Origin of the sequence: Streptomyces canus, assembly GCF_030816965.1 — a bacterium.
GTDB classification, from domain to species: domain Bacteria; phylum Actinomycetota; class Actinomycetes; order Streptomycetales; family Streptomycetaceae; genus Streptomyces; species Streptomyces canus_E.
Map to the genome: position 1 here is coordinate 4,178,682 of NZ_JAUSYQ010000002.1, position 22,017 is coordinate 4,200,698.

The window sequence follows — 22,017 nt, forward strand, 5'->3', positions numbered from 1 at the left end:
CCGGACCGGCGCGGTGGGCACCCCCACCGCGCCCTCGTCGGACCGCCCCGTTGCGGAGGCACGACCCCGGCCCTCTCAGGACGCCCCCGGTGAACCGCTGGCCGGCGGCGGGGACGGGGCCTCGGTGGCCTCGGTGGGTGAGGGCGGGATGCTTTCCGACGGGGTCGGGGACGAGAGGGGGGTGGAGGGGCCCGCTCCCGTACCCGGTGACGACGGCTCCGGGGCCGCCGACGTGCCCTGGGTCGGGGACGCCGGTCCGCGGGAGGAGCCTCCGGGCACCGAGCCCGGTGCCGTCGCGGACGGCGCCGGTGAGGCGGACGCCGATGCGCCGGTGGATGTCCCGGGGGTGGGGGCGCCGGAGCCCGCGGAGCGCCCCGCCGCCGACGGTGGAACCGCACCGGGGCCCGTGCCCGCCGGGTCGTCCGAGGCGTCCTGGTCCGACGTCGAGGCGTTGCCGTCAGGCGTAGTGGCCTGGCGGGGCTGCGGTTCCTCCGTCGACACACCGGGTTGCAGGATCGGCGCGATCGGAGGCTTCTTCGGGAGCGGCTGGGGTGTCAGTCCGGACGTCCATGCGTAACTGAGGCCCGTCAGTCCGGCGAGGAGCACCGCGCACAGCGCCACCCGCAACCGGGGCCGCCCCGCCGTGGACCGCTTCACGGCCCGCAGGATCCGCCCTCCGATCTTCACGGAGAGATAGACGACACCGCCCATCGGGATCAGCAGCATCAGACAGCCCAGCACCCCGACGAGCCCCTCGACGACCTTGCCGGCCGCGAAGGCCGAGCCGGTGCCGGAGAACTGCTCGACCATGGACCGGGTCATCGTGGCGATGATCCGGGGCAGGTTCCACAGCGCGTAGCCCATCTCGCCGATGATCAGCGGCACCATGGTGAGCACCCACGCGGCCACGATGGTCCGCGCCGACTTCTTCAGCCTGGCGACCTCTTTGCGCGCGGCCCGTCCCTTCCGCCCCGGCACCAGGCCGAGCAGGATCGGCTTGATCTTGCCGTACAGGTCCGGAACCCCGGCGAGGTCGCCCAGGATGTAGTAGCCGTCAAGGCGTACCGCCGGCATCAGCTGTTCGAGGATCTCGAAGTGCCCGAGATACACCGCGGCCAGGAAGAACGGCTCCCCCGTGGCGAAGTACAGCCCGGCCATGCCGAGCATGAAGACGACGTTGAAGTAGACCCCGCCCAGGTCGGTCCTGATCCGCCCGCCGCGCCCGATCCGGTAGACGTCGGTGACGTCGGTGTACATCGACGGCCAGATGAGGAAGATCCCGCAGCCTATGCACCCGGGCCGGGCGCCGCCGTAAGTGCACGCGGAGGCGTGGCCGAACTCGTGGAAGACGAGCGAGGCCACGGTCAGGGCGAAGACGATCAGGATCAGCACCGGCTGGTCGAGAACCTCCAGGACCGGCTCGATCGCCCCGAAGAAACCGAACAGCCACACGTCCATGGCCACGGTCGTGAGCAGCACGGCCGCGACCACGACCGGCCGGTGCAGCCACGCGAACATCCGCGCGATCCGTGCCGTACGCCGCTCGTCGAAGATGACCCGGTGGCCCTTGAGGGCGAGCAGCAGGTCGGAGCGCGGTGCGTCGACCTCGTCGCTCTCCTGGCCCTCGGGGACCGTGACCCCGAGCGGTTCGAGCTTCTTCTCCACCAGGTAGCGGATGTTCTCGCCGCTGACCTCGCGGCCGAATCTCGCGCTCACCCGGTGGGCGATCGACTCGGTGTCGCGTACGCCGTCGACGGACGACGCCACGAGATGCAGCAGCCGTGACAGCTGCACGACCTGCCCGTCCCCCCGGCGGGCGATGTACTTGGGCTCGGTGAAGCCCGATCCCTGGTACTCGCCGTGCAGGCGCAGTCCCGCGCTCAGCCGCGGCACCAGCAGCTGTTCGACGACCGGCAGGCTGCCCGTGGCCACCTGCTCGTACGTCACCGGCCAGCCGCCCGGCCCGGGCACCGGCCCGGGGTCGTACAGCGTCGGGGGTCCGTCTCCGAGCACTGTCATATGTGGTCTCCCCCCACGTCCTCCCCGTTTCCCCCCTTGCATGGCCGTCGGGGTGGACCGCACCGCTGGTACGGGTGGTCCACCCCGACGACCGTGGTCAGGCCGGCGCTACTGCTTGACGACGATCGACTGCGAGGCCTGCGACTCGGCGACCGAGTACGAGGAGTGGTCGTTGAGCGCCGCGGACTGGTTGTCGGCCTGGATGTTGGCGATGTGCTTGGTGACGTTGGTCGTCTTGTTGAAGCTGAACTTCAGACGACCGAGGGCCTCCCGGCCCGGCAGCAGCTCGGCGGACTCGGTCTCCAGCTCGTGCATGTCCATGCTCATGACGGACGTCCTTTCAGTGGTGTGGATGGGGTTCCAGGTGGTGCACGGGTGTTACTGGGTGACCGTGATGCTCTGGCCCGCGCTGGAGGCGGCGGCCGACGCGAAGGAGTGGTCGTTGACGGCCAGGGACGAGTTGTGGGCCTCGACGTTGGCGATGTGCTTGGTCACGTTGGTCGTCTTGTTGAAGCTGAACTTCAGACGACCGAGGGCCTCCCGGCCCGGCAGCAGTTCCGCGGACTCGGCCTCGAGCTCGTGAGCGTCCATCATGATCAATTCCCCCTCAGGGATGGGCACTTCCGGTCGGACCGAGTCAGGTTCCCCCCAGACTCTGTCCAACCTGGTCGGACGTACTGTCCAACGAGATTGGACACTAGGGCCTGGCAGGGCCTGTGCGCAACCCGTTCGGGGAATCACCCTTTCGGCGGCGGGAGGGGCCGCCCGTAGAATCGGCTGCGACATGGACGGTTCCGCCGAGCGGCGAGCAGGAAGTGACCCACCCGTGGCCAACGCACTGCAGCAGTTGATCCGTGAGCGCCTGGACCGCAAGGGCTGGTCCTACGGCGACGTGGCGCGCCGCGGCGGCATCCCGCGCTCCACCGTCCACCACCTGGCGACCACCGACCGAGTCGTCCGCATGCCCCAGTCGACCACCCTGGAGGGCCTGTCCAAGGGGCTGGAACTGCCGTTGGACACCGTGCGCCGCTCCGCCGCGGAGGCCTGCGGCATCCATGTGTACGGCTCACCGGCGGGCCAGGACCCCGAGGGCACGGTCCGCTCGGCCGACCCCGAGGTGGACCTGCTCATCGCCAGCCTCCAGAAACTCTCGGCCGACGACCGCCGCCACGTGGCCGCGCTCGTGGAGTCCCTACTGGACCGCACCCCGAAGAAGTAACCACCCGGCCACACCACGTCCGTTCCCGAGCGCCACTCCGGAGAACGACCCCGCCCCACACAAGCGGCCACCCGGGCACTGGCCCACCCGGCGGACGCGCCCTTCACGGCCACCGGGGCACTGACCCCGCGGACGCACCCTGACCCCGACCCACCACCCCGCGGACGCGCCCTTCACGGCCACCCGGACGCTGGCCCACCCCCGCAGACGCACCCTGACCCCGACCCACCACCCCCGCGGACGCGCCCTTCACGGCCCCGACCCTGCACCCGCAATTGGCCGCCCGGGCGCTGACTCACCCCGCGGACGCGGCTCATCCGGGCCCGTGCCGCGCGAGCAGCCGGCTGGCACCCGACGACCTCACGCCACCTGAGCAGGCCGCCGACATCCGACCCCACGCCACGCGAGCAGCCCGCCGACATCCGACCCCACGCCACGCCAGACGGGCGACGCCCATCCCCACGCCACGCCAGACGGGCGCCCGAGCCGACCCACCCCGGCCCGAAGGCGCGCCCCTTCGGGCCCCTGCTCCGCACCACGCGAGCCCTCAGGGGCGACCCCGCACTGGCAAACACCGCCTGACACGCGCTCCGGACCGCAGAAGCATCCGGCACCCGCCCCTTCCCCCAGGAAGCGACCTTCCGGGGCCGCCCTCGCACCACGCACCCACCCGGGACCCCGGCCCCACCCCACGGGCACGACCCCGAACCACGAGTCCGCCACGCGAACGAGCCTCCGAAACCCGCCCCTCCGCCACCTCTGGCCAAGGAAGTGACCGTCCGGAAGCATGTCCCGGCGGTCCGCGACCGCGGATGTTCGCTCTTCCGTGGAGTCGGAAAAGAATTTCGACTGTGGCCGAAAGCACCCCACTCCCCCGCTAGTCTCTCGTCCTGCCCGAGGAGCGAGAGCCGCACGACCCCGGGCTCCCAGGGGGGAATGTGTTGTTCGTGCATGGCGGGCCGGCCACAGCCGTGGTCCGCGGACCCGCCGGTGAATCGGTCGTTCTGCTCTCCGGCGAGCTGCCCGAGGTACTGACCGATCAGTCAGTGACCGAACTCGTGGAACTGGCCGCCGCCGTCCTGGACGCGGACGAGCTGCCCCTGTTCCACACCTGTCTGAGAACACTGCGCCGCGACGGCATGCGCGCCGGCCGCCGGATCGAGATCGACGGTGCCGTACTGACCGTCTACGAAGGTTGACGGCGGAGTACCGGCCCACGCGTGAGAACTCGCTGCGTGGGCGGGAAAGTGCCCGGAGCCGGACTTGAACCGGCACGCCCGCGAAGGGGCAGCGAGGTTTAAGCTCGCCGTGTCTGCATTCCACCATCCGGGCAGGCCATGGGCTCCGCGTCGAGGTTCCGAGCCTATCGGGACGCTTCCCCCGAACAGCGGACGGGCGGACCGATGTTGTCTTATTTTATTGACGTCTGAGGGTGCATCAGACCACGGAACACGCCATCCGCACTTGCCAATAGCGTTACGTGGGACACCCGGCCGCGCACGCGGAATGACGGAATTTCACCGTACGAACGAGGACGCTCCACCTGTTCTCTGCACTTGCCCCGATCAGGGGCCGCCGTCATCCCCAGGTATGACACCGAGTGGCGCGGTCCCTCCGAAGTCTGCCTTCGGAACCAGAACTGCGGCTGACTACACGGCGCGCTGCGGCCACCACGATGGAAGACGTCCTTCAACGATGTCGTCCCGCTAGGAGTTCCATCCCGTGACCACCACACCCTCCCCCAGACTTCGTCCGGAGGTGCCCCCAGCCGGCCGGACCACCACCGTGGCCGCGCGCGCCACGGATCTGTCGAAGATCTACGGACAGGGCGAGACCCAGGTGGTCGCCCTGGACCGGGTCACCGTCGAGTTCCGGCAGGCCGAGTTCACCGCGATCATGGGCCCCTCCGGCTCCGGCAAGTCCACGCTGATGCACTGCGTCGCCGGCCTCGACACCTTCTCCTCAGGTTCGGTCCGCATCGGCGAGACCGAGCTCGGCTCCCTGAAGGACAAGCAGCTGACCAAGCTGCGGCGGGACAAGATCGGCTTCATCTTCCAGGCGTTCAACCTGCTGCCGACCCTGACGGCCCTGGAGAACATCACCCTCCCGATGGACATCGCCGGCCGTAAACCGGACAAGCAGTGGCTGGAGTCGGTCATCCGGATGGTCGGGCTGCGGGACCGCCTCAGCCATCGGCCCGCACAGCTCTCCGGCGGCCAGCAGCAGCGTGTCGCCGTCGCCCGGGCACTGGCGTCCAGGCCCGACATCATCTTCGGTGACGAGCCGACCGGAAACCTCGACTCACGCTCCGGCGCCGAGGTGCTGGGCTTCCTGCGCAACTCCGTTCGGGAGCTGGGGCAGACGGTCGTCATGGTGACCCACGACCCGGTGGCCGCGGCGTACGCGGACCGGGTGGTGTTCCTCGCGGACGGCCGGATCGTGGACGAGATGTACCAGCCCACGGCCGACAACGTGCTCGATTTCATGAAGCAGTTCGACGCGAAGGGCCGCACCTCCTGATGTTCCGCACCGCCCTGCGCAACGTACTCGCGCACAAGGCCAGACTGCTCATGACCGTGCTCGCCGTCATGCTCGGCGTGGCGTTCGTGTCCGGCACGCTGGTCTTCACCAACACCATCTCCGAGGCTTACCAAAAGAGTTCGGCCAAGGGCTTCGACCAGGTCGACGTGGCCGTCACCGCCGAGTCCCGGGAGGACAAGGGCAACACGATCGGGAAGAACCCCGACCTGACCCAGGCGCTGCTCGAGAAGAGCGCCGAGGTTCCGGGGGCCTCGCACGCCAGCGGCGTCGTCAGCGGCTTCACCGCCATCGCCGACAAGGACGGCAAGCTCATCGGCGGCGGCTTCCAGTCGCAGGGCGGCAACTACTACGGTGACAAGGACCCCCGGTACCCGCTGTCCGAGGGCGCCGCACCGCACGGCGCGAACCAGGTCGCGATCGACTCCGAGACCGCCGAGCGGGCCGGCTACAAGGTCGGCGACACCGTGCGCATCTCGGTCGACGGCCCGGTCCTGAAGCCGGTCGTCACCGGCATCTTCACCACCGACGACGGCAATGTCGCCGCCGGCGGCAGCCTCGCCCTCTTCGACACGGCCACCGCCCAGAAGCTGTTCGGCAAGCCGGGGACGTACGACGAGATCGACGTGAAGGCGGCCTCCGGCACCTCCCAGACCGCGCTGAAGGCCGTGCTGGACAAGTCGCTTCCCTCGGACCTGGTGGAGACCGAGACCGGCAGGGACCTCGCCGACGAGCAGGCCGAGATGATCTCGTCCTCGATGAGCGGTCTCAAGCAGGGACTGCTGGTCTTCGCGGGCATCGCGCTCTTCGTCGGCACCTTCATCATCGCCAACACCTTCACCATGCTGGTCGCCCAGCGCACCAGGGAGCTGGCGCTGCTCAGGGCCGTCGGCGCGTCCCGCAGGCAGGTCACGCGGTCGGTGCTGATCGAGGCGTTCGTGGTGGGCCTGGTCGCCGCCGTGACCGGTCTCGTGGCCGGTATCGGCATCGGCGCCGGGCTCAAGTCCCTCATGGGCACGCTCGGGGCGACCGTCCCGGACGGGCCGCTCGTCATCACGCCGGGCACGGTCGGCGTGGCCCTCGCGGTCGGCGTCCTGATCACCATGCTGGCGGCCTGGCTGCCGGGCCGCAGGGCGGCGAAGATCCCGCCGGTCGCGGCGATGAGCAGTGTGCACGCGAAGGCGACGACCAAGTCGCTGGTGCTGCGCAACACGCTGGGCGCGCTGTTCAGCGGGGCGGGTGTCGCCGTCATCCTGGCGGCCACCACCATGGACGGCTCGGACGGCCAGGCCCCCATGGGCATGGGCGCGGTCCTGCTGATCATCGGTGTCTTCGTCCTCACCCCCCTCCTGTCCCGCCCGCTGATCGCGGCCGCGGCACCGCTCCTGCGCGTGTTCGGCATCTCCGGGAAGCTGGCCCGCCAGAACTCGGTGCGCAACCCGCGCCGTACGGCCGCCACCGCGTCCGCGCTGATGATCGGCCTCACCCTGATCACCGGGATGACGGTGATGGCGGGCAGCCTCCAGAAGTCGATCGACAAGATGGCGTCGGCGGCCCTCAAGGCGGACTACGTCGTCTCCATGGCCAACGGCAACGAACTCTCGGCAGACGTCGAGAAGAAGCTGGCGAAGGTCGACGACGTCACCGCCGTCAGCCCGCTGCGCAACGCGGCCTCGCGCATCGACGGCCAGACCGAGTACCTGACCGGCGTCAACGGCTCCGCGATCGGCGAGCTGACCGACCTGAAGGTGGACGACGGCGCGTTCAAGGTAGGCGGCAGCCAGGTGGTCGTGGACGAGGACAGGGCCAAGTCCTTCGGCTGGAAGGCGGGTTCGACCTTCACCGTCCACTACGAGGACGGCAAGGCGCAGCAGCTCACGGTCGCCGGGGTCTACGAGGGCAACGAACTGATCAGCGGCATCATGCTCGACACCGCGACGCTCAGTCCGCACCTGAGCGATCTGTCGGACATGCAGGTCATGCTGAAGACGTCGGACGGCGCCTCCACCGCGACCAAGGACAAGCTGGAGAAGGCCCTCGGCTCCAACCCGGCCATCAAGGTCCAGGACAAGAAGGATCTGTCCGACTCGATCGCGCAGATGTTCACGCTGATGCTGAACATGCTCTACGGCCTGCTCGCCATGGCGGTGATCGTCGCGGTCCTCGGAGTCATCAACACCCTGGCCATGTCGGTGTTCGAGCGGTCCCAGGAGATCGGCATGCTCCGCGCGATCGGCCTGGACCGCAAGGGCATCAAACGGATGGTCCGTCTGGAGTCCCTGGTCATCTCCCTGTTCGGCGGGGTTCTGGGCATCGGCCTGGGCGTCTTCTTCGGCTGGGCGGCCGGTGAGCTCCTCGGCACGAAGATGGCGACGTACGAACTCGTCCTGCCCTGGGCCAGGATGGCGGTGTTCCTGCTGCTGGCGGCGACGGTGGGCATCCTCGCCGCACTGTGGCCGGCCCGCCGGGCGGCCCGCATGAACATGCTGGCGGCGATCAAGGCGGAGTAAGGCCAGGCAGCCGTACGGCACGAGTGGCCCGCCGCCCGGCGGGCCACTTCTCCTGCCCAACACCCCGCCGACCCTCACGGGATCCGCACGCCGCGCCTCCTCGCCCCAACCACTCCGGCCGACCGGCACACCACGTAGGACCAGCAGCCGTACCGCACGAGGGGACCCCGCTCGGCGGGCCCCTCGTTACTGCCCGACACGCCGCCGACCCAGCCGGGATCCGCACGCCGCGACCAGTCGCATCAGCCGCTTCGCCCGCCCGGCGGGACTGTCGTCACGGCCGCTGGGTCGTGCCCATGGGCGGACGGCGATGTCAGCCGGCTTCCCCGGGAGTCAGTTCCAGGTGCGGGACCTCAGCGGCAGCCCGGACGCGCCGGATTCGGTGGTTCTGACGGCGAGTACCTGGTTGACGCCGATGCGGTTGCGTTCGAAGGCGAGGGCGCACGCGGCCATGTACAGCCGCCACACACGGGCCCGCCCGGGCCCGGCGAGCCGGACCGCGCGCTGCCACTGTGCCTCCAGGTTGGTGACCCAGCGGCGCAGGGTGTGGGCGTAGTGCTCGCGGATCGACTCCACGTCCCGCACCTCGAACCCGGCTCGCTCCAGCATGGTCACGGTGGTGCCGAGAGGGGCGAGTTCGCCGTCGGGGAAGACGTAGGCGTCGATGAACTCGTTGAGGTCGTACGCCGATTCGTCGCGCTGCGGGCGCCGGGCGATCTGGTGGTTGAGGAGCCGTCCGCCGGGCTTCAGGAGCTTCAGCAGGACCTCGGCGTACTCCAAGTACGGTTCCGCGCCGACGTGTTCGGCCATGCCGATGGAGGAGACGGCGTCGTACGGCCCGTCGGTGACGTCCCGGTAGTCCTGTACCCGGATCTCGACCCGGTCGGTGAGCCCCTCGTCGGCGACGCGCTTGCGGGCGTAGGCCGCCTGCTCCTGGGAGAGGGTGATGCCGACGACGCTCACGCCGTACTCGCGGGCGGCGTGGATGGCCATGGAGCCCCATCCGCAGCCCACGTCGAGGAGCCTTTGCCCGGCCCGCAGATCGAGCTTGCGGCAGACGAGGTCGAGCTTGTCGCGCTGGGCGCGCTCCAGGGTTCCCTCGGGCTCGGGAGCCTCCCAGTAGGCGCACGAGTACACCATCGACGGTCCGAGGACGATCTCGTAGAAGCCGTTGCCGACGTCGTAGTGGTGGCTGATGGCCCGCTTGTCGCTGCGCCTGGTGTGCAGATGGCCGCGGGCCCGGCGGATCTCCTCGGGCGGCGGGGCGGGCGGCAGCGGCGGTCCGGCGAGGGCGACGAGCCCGCGGACGGCGGAGCGCACCTCGGGGTCGCGCAGGGCCTGGAAGAGGGTCCTGGCGTCCTCTCCGCGCTCCCAGACGAGCCCCGAGATCAGGTCGAGGGCGGTGTAGAGATCGCCGTCGATGTCCAGGTCTCCCGTGACCCAGGCGCGGGCCAGCCCCAGCTCACCCGGCTTGAACAGCAGCCGGCGCACGGCACGCCGGTTGCGCACGACCAGCGCGGGCGCGTCCGGCGGCCCGGCCTCCGAACCGTCCCAGGCGCGGATCCGCAGCGGTAGCGGCACTCCCAGCAACTGTCCGACGAGGTCTCTGAGCCGCAGCGCGGCATCTGCCATGGCGTACACCTCCGTGACGAGGATCCCGGAATTGTCCACCTTGGTAAACAGCGGCATGCCGGGACGCAGTCCCTTCGGCGGGTTACGTCTGGGCAAAACACATGCAACGACCACGTACATCCGGTGGGCGCGGGAACGCCGAAGGACCTCCCGCACCACGGATGGCGGGAGGTCCTTCGGGGTGGATCAGCGACCGGAGCCGGTCAGGAGGCCTTCGCCTCGGTCTTCTTCGGCTCGGCGGCCGGCACGGGCCTCGCGGCCTCGTAGAACTCCTCGCGCGGGTTCTCCATGGCGCCGAGGGAGACGACCTCGCGCTTGAGGAACATGCCGAGAGTCCAGTCGGCGAAGACGCGGATCTTGCGGTTCCAGGTCGGCATGGCCAGACCGTGGTAGCCGCGGTGCATGTACCAGGCGAGACGGCCCTTGACCTTGATCTTCATCTTGCCCATGACGATCATAGCGACGCCCTTGTGCAGGCCGAGACCCGCGACAGCACCCTTGTTGGAGTGGCTGTAGTCCTTCTGCGGGAAGCCCCGCATTCCGGAGATCACGTTGTCACCGAGGACCCGCGCCTGGCGCAGGGCGTGCTGGGCGTTCGGCGGGCACCAGGCGTTCTCGACCCCGGCCTTGCGGGCGGCGACGTCCGGGACCTGGGCGTTGTCGCCCGCGGCCCAGATGTAGTCGGTGCCGGTGACCTGGAGGGTCGGCTGGGCGTCGACGTGGCCACGCGGGCCCAGCGGGAGGCCGTAGCGGGCCAGGACCGGGTTCGGCTTGACGCCGGCGGTCCACACGATGGTGCTGGAGTCGACCTCGAGGCCGTTCTTGAGGACCACGTGGCCGTCGACGCAGGAGTCCATCGACGTGGAGAGGTAGATCTCCACGCCCCGGCTCTCCAGGTGCTCCTTGCCGTACTGGCCGAGCTTGGGGCCGACCTCGGGGAGGATCTTGTCGGCGGCGTCGACGAGGATGAACCGCATGTCCTCGCGCGAGACGTTGGTGTAGTACTTGGCCGCGTCGCGGGCCATGTCCTCGACCTCGCCGATGGTCTCCGCACCTGCGAAGCCACCGCCGACGAAGACGAAGGTGAGCGCCTTGCGGCGGATCTCCTCGTCGTTCGTGGAATCGGCCTTGTCGAGCTGCTCAAGCACGTGGTTGCGCAGGCCGATGGCCTCCTCGATGCCCTTCATACCGATGCCCTGCTCGGCGAGGCCGGGGATCGGGAAGGTGCGGGAGACCGCGCCGAGCGCGATCACCAGGTAGTCGAAGGGCAGCTCGTACGCCTCGCCGACCAGCGGGGCGATCGTGGCGACCTTGCGGTCCTGGTCGATGGTGGTGACCCGGCCGGTGAGAACCTCCGCCTTGGGCAGCACGCGTCGCAGCGGGACGACGACGTGGCGCGGGGAGATGTTGCCGGCGGCGGTTTCGGGGAGGAAGGGCTGGTAGGTCATGTACGACCGGGGGTCGACGACCGTGACGGTCGCCTCGCCGTAGCGCATCTTCTTGAGAATGCGCCGAGCTGCGTACAGGCCTACGTACCCACCGCCTACTACGAGGATCCTGGGACGCTCCGTGGTGCTCATGCCATCGAGTATCCACCCGCCCCAGGGGGGTAGCTCGTGCGCCCCTTCACAAGCTTCCCCAGAGGGTGTGCTATCCTCCGCGACTCGCGTGATCCACGTCATGGCGCAAGAGGGGAACCACCGTGTAGGGCGACCCGTTGTCAATGCCGCGTGAGCTGCCTCTCTGCACCGAAAGCCCTCCTGTGAGAGACCCGCGCGACCCCCTCACGCGCCCCTCACCCGAGGTCCGCATCCCCCCGTTTTGAACGTGTTCACACGGGTGTCGGGACCCCGGAAGGGCCAACCGGACCAGATTCGTCGTCCGACAGGGCCCAAATCCTTGTGAAGAACTTCACGAACTTTCCCGGCGACACGTCGAAGAGGGGCCCCGAAGGGCCCCCCGGACGCGCTCATACGTTGTTCTCCCTGCTCAGCAGAGGTGCTCGGCAGAGTCCTACGCGACCGACCACGCGATGCCGTCGAGGATGTCGTGCTCGCTCACGACGACCTCCTCGGCGCCGATCCGCTCCATGATCGACAGGAGTACGAGGGCCCCGGCGGCGATGACATCCACGCGCCCGGGGTGCATGGAGGGGACGGCCGCGCGCTCGGCGTGGGTGGAGTGCAGCAGCCAGTCGGTGATCTCACGGACGCGGTCGTGGGAGACCCGGGAGTGGTGGATGGCCTCGGAGTCGTACTCGGGCAGCTCCTGCGCGATCGCCGACACGGTGGTGACGGACCCGGCGAGCCCCACCAGCGTGCGCGCCTCGCGCAGCGGGACGGTCTCCTCGGCCAGGTCGAGAGCGGCCTCGATGTCGGCCCGCATGGCGGCGATCCGGTCGTCGGTGGGCGGGTCGCTGACGACCCCGTCCCGCACGAGGTGCCGCTCGGTCATCCGCACACAGCCGACGTCGACGGAGCGTGCGGCGCGCACATGGTCGTCGCCCACCACGAACTCCGTCGAACCACCGCCGATGTCCACCACGAGGTAGGGCCTGGCCAGGTGGTCGCTGCCCTTGAGCTCCTTGGTCGCCCCGGTGAAGGAGAACTCCGCCTCCTGGTCCCCGGAGATGACCTCGGGCTCGACCCCGAGGATGTCGAGGACCCCGCGCACGAACTCGTCCCGGTTCTCCGCGTCCCGGGAGGCGGAGGTGGCGACGAACCGCAGACGCTCGGCGCCGTGCTCCTTGATGACCGCCGCGTACTCCCGGCACGCGGCGAAGGTCCGCTCCAGCGCCTCGGGGGCGAGCCGCCCGGTCCGGTCGACGCCCTGCCCGAGCCGCACGATGGTCATACGACGGTCCAGGTCGACCAGTTCGCCGGTCTCGGGGTCGCAGTCGGCGACGAGGAGACGGATGGAGTTCGTACCGCAGTCGACGGCGGCGACGCGGGTCATCGGTCGCCTCCCTCGACCGGCTTGGAGGCGAAGTGGCCCGCGCCGTCCTCGGCGGCGTCCACCTGCCACCCCTCACCGGTCGGCGGCCCGGAAGGCGTCACGCAGGGCCCCTTGCGCCACCACTCCGGCAGCATCGCGATCGCCTCGTCGCCCAGCGGGTTGACGCCCGGGCCCGCGGCGAGCGAGTGGCCCACCAGGACATGCAGGCACTTCACCCGGTCCGGCATGCCGCCCGCGCTCGGGAAGCCCTCCAGCACCTCGATGGCGTCACGCCGGGCGATGTAGTCCTCGTGTGCGGCCCGGTACGCCGCCGCGAGCTCCGGATCGGTCTGGAGCCGCTCCGTCATCTCCTTCATGACGCCGTTCGCCTCGAGGGTGCCGATCGCCGAGGCGGCGCGCGGGCACGTCAGGTAGTACGTCGTCGGGAAGGGCGTGCCGTCGGGCAGCCGGGGCGCGGTCTCCACGACGTCCGGCTGTCCGCACGGACACCGGTGCGCGATCGCCCGCAGCCCGCGCGGCGGCCGCCCGAGCTGCTGCTTGAAGGCCTCGACGTCCGCGTCGGTCGGCTCGGTTCGCGGAGTGGAGGGCGGAGGCGTTTCCATGCCTGTCTTTCTATCGGTCCATCGGTCGGTTCACCGGTCGGAGGCGTCGGACTTGTCGACCCCGTCCCAGACGTTCGCGTACCAGGGGCGGTCGGCGGCGCCGAGGTCGGTGCGCGACTGCTTGGCCGCGTCCGGGCCGGCCACGATGAAGCCCGTCTCGCCCGGCATCACATAGTGCAGCCGCTGCCGGATCTGCTGCTCGGCGTACGTGTCGTCCTGCCAGCGCGCCTTGAGGTCGCGCAGCTTCTCCACCCGCTCGGCGGCCTGCGCCTTCTCCCGCTGCAGATCGGCGATCTCGGCGCGCTGGGAGACGTACTGCCTTATCGGGTACGCCAGCGCCACCACCAGCGTGCACAGCACGAGCGCGAGCAGCGCGGCCCGGCCGGTCAGCCGGGAGCGGCGGGCCTGTCGCTTGGTCTGGGAGCGGTAGACACGGGCCGCGGTCTGCTCGCCGAGCAGTCTGATCCTGGTCGCGGTGGAGAAACGGTCCCGGTCCTTCACAGCCATCGGCTTTCCGCCTCCCCTTCTACGTGCGTACGTCCCCGCACACGGTACGGGACCGGTACGGGGACGTACGTACGACTGGCTAAGGATTGACCCTGGTGGGGTCAGCCCTTGAAGCGGGGGAACGCGCTACGGCCGGCGTACACCGCGGCGTCGTCGAGGATCTCCTCGATGCGCAGCAGCTGGTTGTACTTGGCGACGCGCTCGGAGCGGGCCGGGGCACCGGTCTTGATCTGGCCGCAGTTGGTGGCGACGGCGAGGTCGGCGATGGTGACGTCCTCGGTCTCGCCGGAGCGGTGGGACATCATGCACTTGAAGCCGCTGCGCTGGGCGAGCTCGACGGCGTCCAGGGTCTCGGTGAGCGAGCCGATCTGGTTCACCTTGACGAGCAGGGCGTTGGCGGCGCCCTCCTCGATGCCGCGGGCCAGGCGCTCCGGGTTGGTGACGAACAGGTCGTCGCCGACGATCTGGACCTTGTCACCGAGCTTGTCGGTGAGGACCTTCCAGCCGGCCCAGTCGTCCTCGAACAGCGGGTCCTCGATGGAGACGAGCGGGTAGGCCGCCACGAGCTCCTCGTAGTACTCCGTCATCTCGGCGGCGGAGCGGTCCTTGCCCTCGAACTGGTACTTGCCGTCCTTGTAGAACTCGGAGGCGGCGACGTCGAGCGCCAGGGCGACCTGCTCGCCGGGGATGTAACCGGCTTCCTTGATGGCCTCGAGGATGAGGTCCAGGGCGGCGCGGTTGGACTCCAGGTTCGGCGCGAAGCCGCCCTCGTCGCCGAGGCCGGTGGACAGGCCCTTGCTCTTCAGGACCTTCTTGAGGGTGTGGTAGACCTCGGTGCCCCAGCGCAGCGCCTCGGAGAAGGACTCCGCGCCGATCGGGGCGATCATGAACTCCTGGATGTCCACGTTGGAGTCGGCGTGCGAGCCGCCGTTGAGGATGTTCATCATCGGCACCGGCAGCAGGTGCGCGTTCGGGCCGCCCAGGTAGCGGAAGAGCGGGAGGTCGCTGGCCTCGGAGGCGGCGTGGGCGACGGCGAGGGAGACACCGAGGATGGCGTTGGCGCCGAGGGAGCCCTTGTTGTCGGTGGCGTCCAGGTCGAACATCGCCTGGTCGATCAGGCGCTGCTCGGTGGCGTCGTAGCCGACCAGCTCCGGGCCGATCTGCTCGATGACGGCGAGGACGGCCTTCTCGACACCCTTGCCCTGGTAACGGTTGGGGTCACCGTCGCGGAGCTCGATGGCCTCGAAGGCGCCCGTGGAGGCGCCGGACGGGACGGCGGCACGACCCGTGCTGCCGTCGTCGAGGCCGACCTCGACCTCGACCGTGGGGTTGCCTCGGGAGTCCAGGATTTCCCGGGCTACGACGACGTCGATGGACGGCACGAGCATCTCCTTCTTGGGGTGTGACACGGTCCGCCGGGACCGCGGTGGGTTCTGCGAGACCGAGCCTAACCGGCTCCGGGGGATCGGCCACCGTGTGGACCGCCCCGTGGACAGAACCGAGAGTAAATTGTTTCTGAACTGAACAAAGACGTCCCGGCGGCGGCGCATGAAAAAACCCCGCTCCGGTGCGTACGGGGGAACACGCACCGGAGCGGGGAGCCCGTGGGGACGGGGGGGGACCCTCACGAGGCCTTCATCATGAAGGACACGGATGTGAGAGCGCTGTGGTTCAGCTGGGTCTTACTTGAGGTGCAGCTGCTGGCCCGGGTAGATGAAGTCGGCGTCGGTGACGATGTCCTTGTTCAGCTTGAACAGCTTCTGCCAGCCGCCCTTGACCTTGTGCTTCTCGGCGATCGAGCTGAGGGTGTCACCCTTGACGACCTTGTACTCGCCGTCGCCCTTCTTGACCTTCTTGCCGGTCGGGGTGGTGACGGTCTTCTTGGCCGCCGGACGGTCGGTCGAACGGGAGGCGCTCTGCTCCTCGGTCGAACGGCTGCTCGTGTTCGAGGAGCTGCCGGAGGAGGACGAGCTGCTGCCGCCGCTGTAGGTGGCGCTGGACAGGCCCGTGCCGCAGACCGGCCAGGCACCCTTGCCCTGCGAGGCGAGGACCTTCTCGGCGACGGCGATCTGCTGGGACTTGCTGGCCTGGTTGGCCTGCGCGGCGTACTGCGTGCCGCCGTAAGCGGCCCAGGTGGAGGCCGAGAACTGCAGACCGCCGTAGTAGCCGTTGCCGGTGTTGATGGACCAGTTGCCGCCGGACTCGCACTGGGCGACGGTGTCCCACTCGGAGGCGGTGGCGGCGGAGGCGTTGCCGACCGCCATCAGCGGGGCGGCGATGGCGACACCGGTGACACCGGCGAGCGCGGCGGCGCGGGTGGCCTTGGACGGACGACGGTGCTTGCCCTTGCCGGAAAACAGCATGGTGGATCCCCTCACCGACGCCTGCGAGGTGAGCTGTCGGGTTCGGGCCGGTTGAGTTGCCCGGTCACGCACCTCGCGGTGCGCGACTTAACCCCAAGCCGGATCCAGCTCAACTGCTGGGCCCGGCGCTTACCTTGGGTCCCCCGCTCCTGCCTACGGCGCTGTGAAGCGACGACTGTTCCCGTACGGCCGCTGGCAGGATTCGGCGTTGCGACAGACGGGGCTCGGGTTGCCGAGCGGTCACGACCGTAGACACGCGCTCGGCGGAATTTCAAAGACGATCAGGCCTTCTGAGACTCATCCCACACTTTCACCAAAGTGGACATTCGGTGCGAAGTGTGACGTGAACTCCCGCTGTTTTTCTGGGCTTTTCTGCCCTATTCAGCCCCTGTGTCGAGCGTCTGACCGGCGACGATGTTGCTCGGGTCGGCCCCGATGCGGTCCTTGTTCTCGGCATAGAGGGCACGCCATCCGCCGTCGAGGCCAAGGGAGTCGGCGATGGAGGCGAGGGAGTCGCCCTCCTGGACGGTGTAGGTACGGGCGGCGTGGCGGCCGGCCGCGGAGGAGGCCGTGCTCTTCGTCGCACTCTCCTCGGCGCTGTCGCCCCGGTGCTTGCCGGAGCCGAGGGCGCCGACGTCCACGAGGGCCGAAGAGCCGCCCTCCTGCCACGACTTGTCCGCTTCGTCCTCTTCTGTGCTCACTACGGGCGAGCTGTCGGAAGGCTGCGCTTCTTCCGTGGCGGAGCCCTCGGAACCCGAGGAGTTCTTTTTGTCCGACTTGCCGGAACCGTCGTCACCACTGGAGGGGGTCGCCGACGGCGAGGGGGTCGCGGACGAACCGTCCAGCGCGTCGAGCAGACCGGAAGACTCCTCGGAGCCCGACGAGTTGGAGGAACCAGACGAATCGGATGATTCAGACGAGCCGGAGGCCGAGGGCGAGGGCGTCCCGCTCTCCAGACCCGTGTCGACATCGGCCGAGCCCGAGTCCTTGCTGAGACCGCCGAGCAGACCGCAAGTCGGCCACGCGGCGATGCCCTGGTCCGCGAGAAGCTTCTCGGCCACGGCTATCTGCTGGTTGCGGCTGGCCAGGTCCGCGGTCCTGGCGTATTCGAGACCGCCGTACTTCTCCCAGTTCTCCTGGGACATCTGGAGGCCGCCGTAATAGCCGTTGCCGTCGTTCGCGCTCCAGGAGCCGCCGCTCTCGCACTCCGCGACCCGGTCCCAGGTGGTGCCGGTGGCGGCGCTCGCTCCGGTCGCTCCGAGCAGTGGGATCGCAATGGCGGATCCCGTCACACCGGCCGCGACGAGGAGAGCCGGAGCCTGACGGGGGCGACGGTGACGACCGTTCCCGGAGAGCATGCGGGGACCTTTCCCGAGAGAGCAGGGATCTGCGCGGCGGGTGGTGCAGGGCACCGCGCTGGTCCGTGAACGTATAGGGATTCGATCACTTGTCACAAGTTAATGCCGCGTAGATCACGTGAAGATCACAGACTTGAGGGCACGTCATGTTTACGCGGCCCCATGCGGGGATAGGCCGGACCCCTCGGTCGATTACCGGACGGGCGTGAACTCCACGGGCAAAGTACGCAGTCCACGCATGATGAGCCCCCCACGCCAGCGCAAATCGGCTGAATCCACCGCGAGTTGCAGGTCCGGGAGACGGGTGAGGAGGGTGGCGAGCGCGGTCTGCCCCTCCAGGCGGGCCAGCGGGGCACCGAGGCAGTAGTGGATGCCGTGGCCGTAACCGAGGTGCTGATTGTCACGGCGAGACAGATCGAGCACATCAGGGTCGGCGAACCGCTCGGGATCCCGGTCCGCCGCCGCGAGCACGACGAGCACCGGGTCGCCGGCCGCGATGTCCTGACCGCCGATCCGCAGGGGCTCGGTGGCGAACCTCCAGGTGGCCAGCTCGACCGGGCCGTCGTACCGCAGGAGCTCCTCCACACCGGTCTCCAGAAGGCCTTTCTCCCCGTCGGCCAGGGCCTGCTGCAGCCGGTTCCGCTGGTCGGGATGGGTGAGGAGGGCGTACACGCCGTTCCCGATGAGATTGACGGTGGTCTCGAAACCGGCGAACAGAAGGATGAAGGCCATCGCCGCGGCCTCGTTCTCGGTGAGGTGCTCGCCGTGGTCGGAGGCGCGGATCAGCCCGGAGATGAGGTCCTCGCCCGGGGCCGGCTCGCCGGGCAGCGCTTCCCGCTTCCGGTGGATGAGCTCGGCGAGATAGCCGCGCATCTTCTTCACGGACCGCGCGACCCCGCCGCGCGGGCCTCCTCCGTGACGGATCATCATGCCCGCCCAGTCCCGGAAGTCGTCCTGGTCCTCGCGGGGGACGCCGAGCAGGTCGCAGATCGCGTAGATGGGGAGCGGGAAGGCGAAGTCGTGGATGAGGTCGGCGGTGCCGGTGGCCGCGAACCCGTCGATGAGACGGTCGGTCAACTCCTGCACCCGCGGCGCGAATTCGGCGACCCTCCTGGGCGTGAACGCCTTGCTGACGAGCCGTCGGAGCCTGGTGTGGTCCGGCGGGTCGATGTTCAGCAGATGCGTCATCAGCTCCGCCTTGCGCTCCCCCGGGATACCCGTCTTGCCCCTGGCGTGCGCGGGCTCGTCGTGGTGGGCCGGGTTCTTGCTGAGACGCTGGTCGGCGAGGGCCTGCTTGGCATCGGCGTACCGGGTGACCAACCAGGCCTCCACCCCGCTGGGCAGCCGGGTCCTGTGCACGGGGGCGTGCTCGCGGAGCCAGGCGTAGGCGGGGTAGGGGTTGGTGGCGAACTCCCAGGAGAACAACTCGGGGGCGGGAGTCGCGGCGGCGCCAACGGCAGGAAACGCGGGGGCGCCGGGGGTCGCGGGGTTGGCGGGGTCGACTGAGGGCTGGTCGGTCACTCCTTGACGTTATCCGGCGGGTGCGGTGCCTCGACCTCCCGGATCGCGTCCCGGTACAGCCGTGCCGCCGCGCGCAGGGCCGCCTCCGGGTCGACCCCCTCCGACTCGGCGCGGGCGGCCAGGACGAGGAGTTCGTAACCGATGCCCTCGGTCTTCGGGAGCGGGACGTCAAGGCCCGCCGTACGTACCCGCGACGCCAGCTTCGCCGCGAGGGCGAGGCCGGGCTGGCCGAGGGGGATGCCCTCGGTCACCGAACTGCGCTGCTTCTCTATCGCCTTGGTGCGCAGCCAGTGCGCCTTGACCTCCTCGGGGGTGCTGGCCGTCTCGTCGCCGAAGACGTGCGGATGGCGGTGGATGAGCTTGGCGACGATGCCACCGGCGACGTCGTCGACGGAGAAGGGGGCGTCCGGGTCCTCCTCGGCGATACGGGAGTGGAAGACGACCTGGAGCAGGACGTCCCCGAGCTCCTCGCGCAGTTCGTCGCGGTCGCCCTCCTCGATGGCCTCGACGAGTTCGTACGCCTCCTCGATGCCGTACTTGGCGAGCCCCTCGTGGGTCTGCTGGGAGGACCACGGGCACTCGGCGCGGATCCGGTCCATGACCTGGACGAGGTCGAGGAGCCGGGCACCGGGCAGGTCGTAGGAGGCGGGGAGCAGCTCCAGCTCGGGCATCTGTATGCGTCCGGATCCGGCGAGGCGTGCCAGACCGTCCGTGAGGGCCGGCTCGCCCTCGCCCGTGGCCACGACGACCACCGTGTGGCCGCCCGCGCACGCTCCGACCAGCTCCTCGGCGGTCGGGGACGTCTCGGCGACCGCTATCCCCGCCTCCCGCAGATAGGGCAGCTGGGGGTGGGCTCCGTCCGCGCACAGAACACGGTCGGCGGCGTGCAGCGCCTGCCAGGCGGGCCAGGACAGCAGGCCGGGGGCGACGCGGTGGCTGGTGGTGAGCAGGATGATGCGGCCGGGGGCGGGCGCCGTGTCGGGGTCCTGGTCAGGGGCGGGCTCGAAGCCGGTTGCGTTCACAGTTCGAAGCTAACGCACGGCGTCGACGAGGCGATCAGTTTGTCCACAGGCGGGGAATGGCGGGGTGATCGTACGATCATCCGCCTGCCGTGTGGGCTGCCCCGCTGTGTGGGGCCGGTCCCGCGGTGCGGGCTGCCCTCGGTCCTGCTACGCGCTCTGTTCGCTGCCCGCCGTCGTGACCTCCCGCACCCAGGGGGTCTTCGCGTCGACGCGGGTGCTCTTCGTGACGTCCCAGGTGCCGTAGCGCGGGTTGAGGTCGACATCGAGTTGCTTGGACGCCTTGCTCAGGGCGTTCCAGAAGGCGGGGTCGCTGGTGTCGGTGCCGAGCTTTCCCGCGAGTTTCTGGGCCTCCAGCTGGAGGCGGAGGTTCTCGTCGAGACGTTCGGGGGCGATGCCGTACCGCTGGAGCCAGGCCGTCTCCAGGCCCTTGGCGCCGCCCGCCTGCTCCTCCAGGCCCGACCGCAGCTCCTGGACCTGCTTGCGGGTCACGGACACGCCCGCGTCGGCGGCCGCCCGGTGCAGTACCCGGTCGAGGACCATGCCGTGCAGGACGTCGCGGGTGAGGGTGCCGGTCTTGGCGATGGCCTGCTTGTACTGCGTCTCGTCCGTGACGGCGGCCCGCTGCGCGTCACGCACCTCGGTCACCCGGTTCTCCAGCTGGGAGACGGTGATCCGCTGCCCGCCGACGACGGCCGCCGCGCCGGGATGCGCGTCGTTCGCGCAGGCGGTGAGCAGGGGTGCCGCGGCGGCGAGGGCGGCGGAGAGGACGAGCGCGGTGCGACGACGGCGGTGCAAGGAGGCCTCCCGAGGAGATTGTGCGACGGTGCACAAGGTCTTGCGGTGATCGATGGTAGGCAGGGGACCGGCTCTGGCCAACCCATTCGACCAACGATTCACCAGGACTTCGGGCACCGCCGCGCCACGCGCGCGTGGTTGCCGTCAACCGGTGATCGCCACCGGCCCGTCCCAGGCGTCCCGGTCCACGGTGATCGTGTAGCCGTTGCGCGACTCCTTGCTGTTCACGAGGTACTGGTGGCCACGGCTGTGGTCCGTGAACTGCGTGGCGCCGAAGGGCCAGTCCGCGGTGGTGGTGTTCTGCTTGTCCCACAGCGCGTACCAGAGGTTGCCCGGCAGGTCGGTCTTGTTGGTCGCGTTGGCGATCGCCTTGGCGCTGGAACTGGTGAAGCCGTAGAAGCCCGCTCGGTACGTCTTCGCGCGCAGGGTCTTGTCGAAGGCGCGTACATAAGTGAGCACGGCGTCGTTGCACGCCTTGTTCGTGATGTCGTACGCCTCCATGTCCAGGTAGATCGGGCTGCCGACCTTCATGCCGAGCGCGGAGGCCCTGGCCACCGCGTCCGCGCCGTCCGTCGCGCCCAGGGAGGCGGCGGTGGAGGCGGTGAGCTTCTCCGGGTTGGAGCCGCTCTGGCAGGGCGGCTGGGCTCCGACGTAGAGCGGGATGAGCTTCCAGCCGACCGAGCTGACCGACTTGACCCAGGAGGCGGTGAGGTTGGGCTGGGAGCAGCCGCGGTTCTTGCCGCCCACGTAGACGGCGGCGGCGCCGTAGAGGCCGCCGCGCCAGGCCTTCATCGCGGGGAGGGAGGGGGCGGCGCAGGTGTCGAAGGCGCGGCCGGTGTACGTCCTCTGCGCGGGCCAGGTGGTCGCGGCCATCGAGCTCTGCGCGGCGAGGCCCGCGCCGGCGACCACGGCCGCTCCGGCGACGCCCCACGTGACGTATCTGCGCTTCTTCGACTGCCTATGGCTGGACATGGAC

General features: G+C 69.7%; 19 protein-coding genes, 1 tRNA gene and 1 riboswitch. Of the genes, 4 read left to right on the forward strand and 16 right to left on the reverse strand.

Annotated features, from left to right (window positions below; all coding sequences use genetic code 11):
* Positions 1-75: 75 nt before the first annotated feature.
* The 3 genes from QF027_RS20015 to QF027_RS20025 form a co-directional block, all read right to left on the reverse strand.
* Positions 76-2,019: a hypothetical protein gene (locus QF027_RS20015; protein ID WP_307076021.1), complete on the reverse strand. Its 1,944-nt coding sequence runs from the start codon at positions 2,017-2,019 to the stop codon at positions 76-78.
* 108 nt (positions 2,020-2,127) lie between these two features.
* Positions 2,128-2,346 (reverse strand): hypothetical protein, encoded by a 219-nt coding sequence (locus QF027_RS20020; RefSeq protein WP_007382551.1) that lies wholly within the window; start codon positions 2,344-2,346, stop codon positions 2,128-2,130.
* A gap of 51 nt (positions 2,347-2,397) precedes the next feature.
* Positions 2,398-2,613, reverse strand: a complete 216-nt coding sequence (locus QF027_RS20025; RefSeq protein ID WP_225886303.1) for a hypothetical protein — start codon at positions 2,611-2,613, stop codon at positions 2,398-2,400.
* Positions 2,614-2,845: 232 nt separating this feature from the next.
* Between QF027_RS20025 and QF027_RS20030 the strand changes: the two genes are divergently transcribed.
* Both QF027_RS20030 and QF027_RS20035 read left to right on the forward strand, forming a co-directional pair.
* Positions 2,846-3,238: a helix-turn-helix domain-containing protein gene (locus QF027_RS20030; protein WP_306980292.1), complete on the forward strand. Its 393-nt coding sequence runs from the start codon at positions 2,846-2,848 to the stop codon at positions 3,236-3,238.
* 938 nt (positions 3,239-4,176) lie between these two features.
* On the forward strand, positions 4,177-4,437 hold the full coding sequence (locus QF027_RS20035; RefSeq protein WP_280851067.1) for a hypothetical protein: 261 nt from the start codon (positions 4,177-4,179) through the stop codon (positions 4,435-4,437).
* Between the two features lie 49 nt (positions 4,438-4,486).
* Here QF027_RS20035 and QF027_RS20040 read toward each other — a convergent pair.
* Positions 4,487-4,570: transfer RNA gene (locus QF027_RS20040), tRNA-Leu, on the reverse strand.
* Positions 4,571-4,996: 426 nt separating this feature from the next.
* Here QF027_RS20040 and QF027_RS20045 point away from each other — a divergent pair.
* Together QF027_RS20045 and QF027_RS20050 are read left to right on the forward strand one after the other, a co-directional pair.
* Positions 4,997-5,758 (forward strand): ABC transporter ATP-binding protein, encoded by a 762-nt coding sequence (locus tag QF027_RS20045; RefSeq protein WP_306986655.1) that lies wholly within the window; start codon positions 4,997-4,999, stop codon positions 5,756-5,758.
* On the forward strand, positions 5,758-8,286 hold the full coding sequence (locus tag QF027_RS20050; RefSeq protein ID WP_307076024.1) for an ABC transporter permease: 2,529 nt from the start codon (positions 5,758-5,760) through the stop codon (positions 8,284-8,286). The genes QF027_RS20045 and QF027_RS20050 overlap by 1 nt, the downstream gene beginning before the upstream one ends.
* A 333-nt stretch (positions 8,287-8,619) precedes the next feature.
* Here the strand turns inward: QF027_RS20050 and QF027_RS20055 are convergent, their stop codons facing one another.
* From QF027_RS20055 to QF027_RS20110, 12 genes are all read right to left on the reverse strand, one after another.
* Positions 8,620-9,918, reverse strand: a complete 1,299-nt coding sequence (locus QF027_RS20055) for an SAM-dependent methyltransferase (protein WP_307082432.1) — start codon at positions 9,916-9,918, stop codon at positions 8,620-8,622.
* Positions 9,919-10,121: 203 nt separating this feature from the next.
* Positions 10,122-11,498 (reverse strand): NAD(P)/FAD-dependent oxidoreductase, encoded by a 1,377-nt coding sequence (locus tag QF027_RS20060; RefSeq protein WP_306980285.1) that lies wholly within the window; start codon positions 11,496-11,498, stop codon positions 10,122-10,124.
* 433 nt (positions 11,499-11,931) lie between these two features.
* Positions 11,932-12,873: a Ppx/GppA phosphatase family protein gene (locus QF027_RS20065; protein ID WP_307076025.1), complete on the reverse strand. Its 942-nt coding sequence runs from the start codon at positions 12,871-12,873 to the stop codon at positions 11,932-11,934.
* A complete protein-coding gene (locus QF027_RS20070; protein WP_306980279.1) occupies positions 12,870-13,475 on the reverse strand; it encodes a DUF501 domain-containing protein in 606 nt (201 codons plus the stop codon). Before QF027_RS20070 ends, QF027_RS20065 begins: the two co-directional genes overlap by 4 nt.
* A 30-nt stretch (positions 13,476-13,505) precedes the next feature.
* Positions 13,506-13,982, reverse strand: a complete 477-nt coding sequence (locus QF027_RS20075) for an FtsB family cell division protein (protein ID WP_306980277.1) — start codon at positions 13,980-13,982, stop codon at positions 13,506-13,508.
* A gap of 101 nt (positions 13,983-14,083) precedes the next feature.
* Positions 14,084-15,370, reverse strand: coding sequence for a phosphopyruvate hydratase (eno, locus tag QF027_RS20080; protein WP_306986654.1), 1,287 nt, complete (start codon positions 15,368-15,370; stop codon positions 14,084-14,086).
* A gap of 294 nt (positions 15,371-15,664) precedes the next feature.
* Entirely contained in the window at positions 15,665-16,345 is a 681-nt protein-coding gene (locus tag QF027_RS20085) for a LysM peptidoglycan-binding domain-containing protein (RefSeq protein ID WP_307076027.1), read from the reverse strand.
* Positions 16,346-16,348: 3 nt separating this feature from the next.
* Positions 16,349-16,516, reverse strand: a riboswitch (cyclic di-AMP (ydaO/yuaA leader).
* Positions 16,517-16,722: 206 nt separating this feature from the next.
* Complete coding sequence (locus tag QF027_RS20090) at positions 16,723-17,703, reverse strand: transglycosylase family protein (RefSeq protein WP_307076029.1); 981 nt, start codon at positions 17,701-17,703, stop codon at positions 16,723-16,725.
* A 192-nt stretch (positions 17,704-17,895) separates the two neighbouring features.
* Positions 17,896-19,224 carry a cytochrome P450 family protein gene (locus QF027_RS20095; protein ID WP_373432053.1) on the reverse strand — a complete coding sequence of 443 codons (1,329 nt, stop codon included), beginning with the start codon at positions 19,222-19,224 and terminating at the stop codon, positions 17,896-17,898.
* A complete protein-coding gene (locus QF027_RS20100) occupies positions 19,221-20,246 on the reverse strand; it encodes a nucleoside triphosphate pyrophosphohydrolase (protein WP_306980270.1) in 1,026 nt (341 codons plus the stop codon). The genes QF027_RS20095 and QF027_RS20100 overlap by 4 nt, the downstream gene beginning before the upstream one ends.
* A 147-nt stretch (positions 20,247-20,393) precedes the next feature.
* Complete coding sequence (locus QF027_RS20105; protein ID WP_306980268.1) at positions 20,394-21,041, reverse strand: SurA N-terminal domain-containing protein; 648 nt, start codon at positions 21,039-21,041, stop codon at positions 20,394-20,396.
* Positions 21,042-21,185: 144 nt separating this feature from the next.
* Positions 21,186-22,013 carry a glycoside hydrolase domain-containing protein gene (locus QF027_RS20110; protein WP_306980266.1) on the reverse strand — a complete coding sequence of 276 codons (828 nt, stop codon included), beginning with the start codon at positions 22,011-22,013 and terminating at the stop codon, positions 21,186-21,188.
* Positions 22,014-22,017: the final 4 nt, after the last annotated feature.

What these genes read in the sequence shown, in the direction of transcription:
- QF027_RS20015 (WP_307076021.1), bottom strand. Translation starts at nt 2,019, where the DNA reads ATGACAGTGCTCGGAGACGGACCCCCGACGCTGTACGACCCCGGGCCG.
- QF027_RS20020 (WP_007382551.1), bottom strand. Translation starts at nt 2,346, where the DNA reads ATGAGCATGGACATGCACGAGCTGGAGACCGAGTCCGCCGAGCTGCTG.
- QF027_RS20025 (WP_225886303.1), bottom strand. Translation starts at nt 2,613, where the DNA reads ATGATGGACGCTCACGAGCTCGAGGCCGAGTCCGCGGAACTGCTGCCG.
- QF027_RS20050 (WP_307076024.1), top strand. Translation starts at nt 5,758, where the DNA reads ATGTTCCGCACCGCCCTGCGCAACGTACTCGCGCACAAGGCCAGACTG.
- QF027_RS20055 (WP_307082432.1), bottom strand. Translation starts at nt 9,918, where the DNA reads ATGGCAGATGCCGCGCTGCGGCTCAGAGACCTCGTCGGACAGTTGCTG.
- QF027_RS20060 (WP_306980285.1), bottom strand. Translation starts at nt 11,498, where the DNA reads ATGAGCACCACGGAGCGTCCCAGGATCCTCGTAGTAGGCGGTGGGTAC.
- QF027_RS20065 (WP_307076025.1), bottom strand. Translation starts at nt 12,873, where the DNA reads ATGACCCGCGTCGCCGCCGTCGACTGCGGTACGAACTCCATCCGTCTC.
- QF027_RS20070 (WP_306980279.1), bottom strand. Translation starts at nt 13,475, where the DNA reads ATGGAAACGCCTCCGCCCTCCACTCCGCGAACCGAGCCGACCGACGCG.
- QF027_RS20075 (WP_306980277.1), bottom strand. Translation starts at nt 13,982, where the DNA reads ATGGCTGTGAAGGACCGGGACCGTTTCTCCACCGCGACCAGGATCAGA.
- eno (WP_306986654.1), bottom strand. Translation starts at nt 15,370, where the DNA reads ATGCTCGTGCCGTCCATCGACGTCGTCGTAGCCCGGGAAATCCTGGAC.
- QF027_RS20085 (WP_307076027.1), bottom strand. Translation starts at nt 16,345, where the DNA reads ATGCTGTTTTCCGGCAAGGGCAAGCACCGTCGTCCGTCCAAGGCCACC.
- QF027_RS20090 (WP_307076029.1), bottom strand. Translation starts at nt 17,703, where the DNA reads ATGCTCTCCGGGAACGGTCGTCACCGTCGCCCCCGTCAGGCTCCGGCT.
- QF027_RS20110 (WP_306980266.1), bottom strand. Translation starts at nt 22,013, where the DNA reads ATGTCCAGCCATAGGCAGTCGAAGAAGCGCAGATACGTCACGTGGGGC.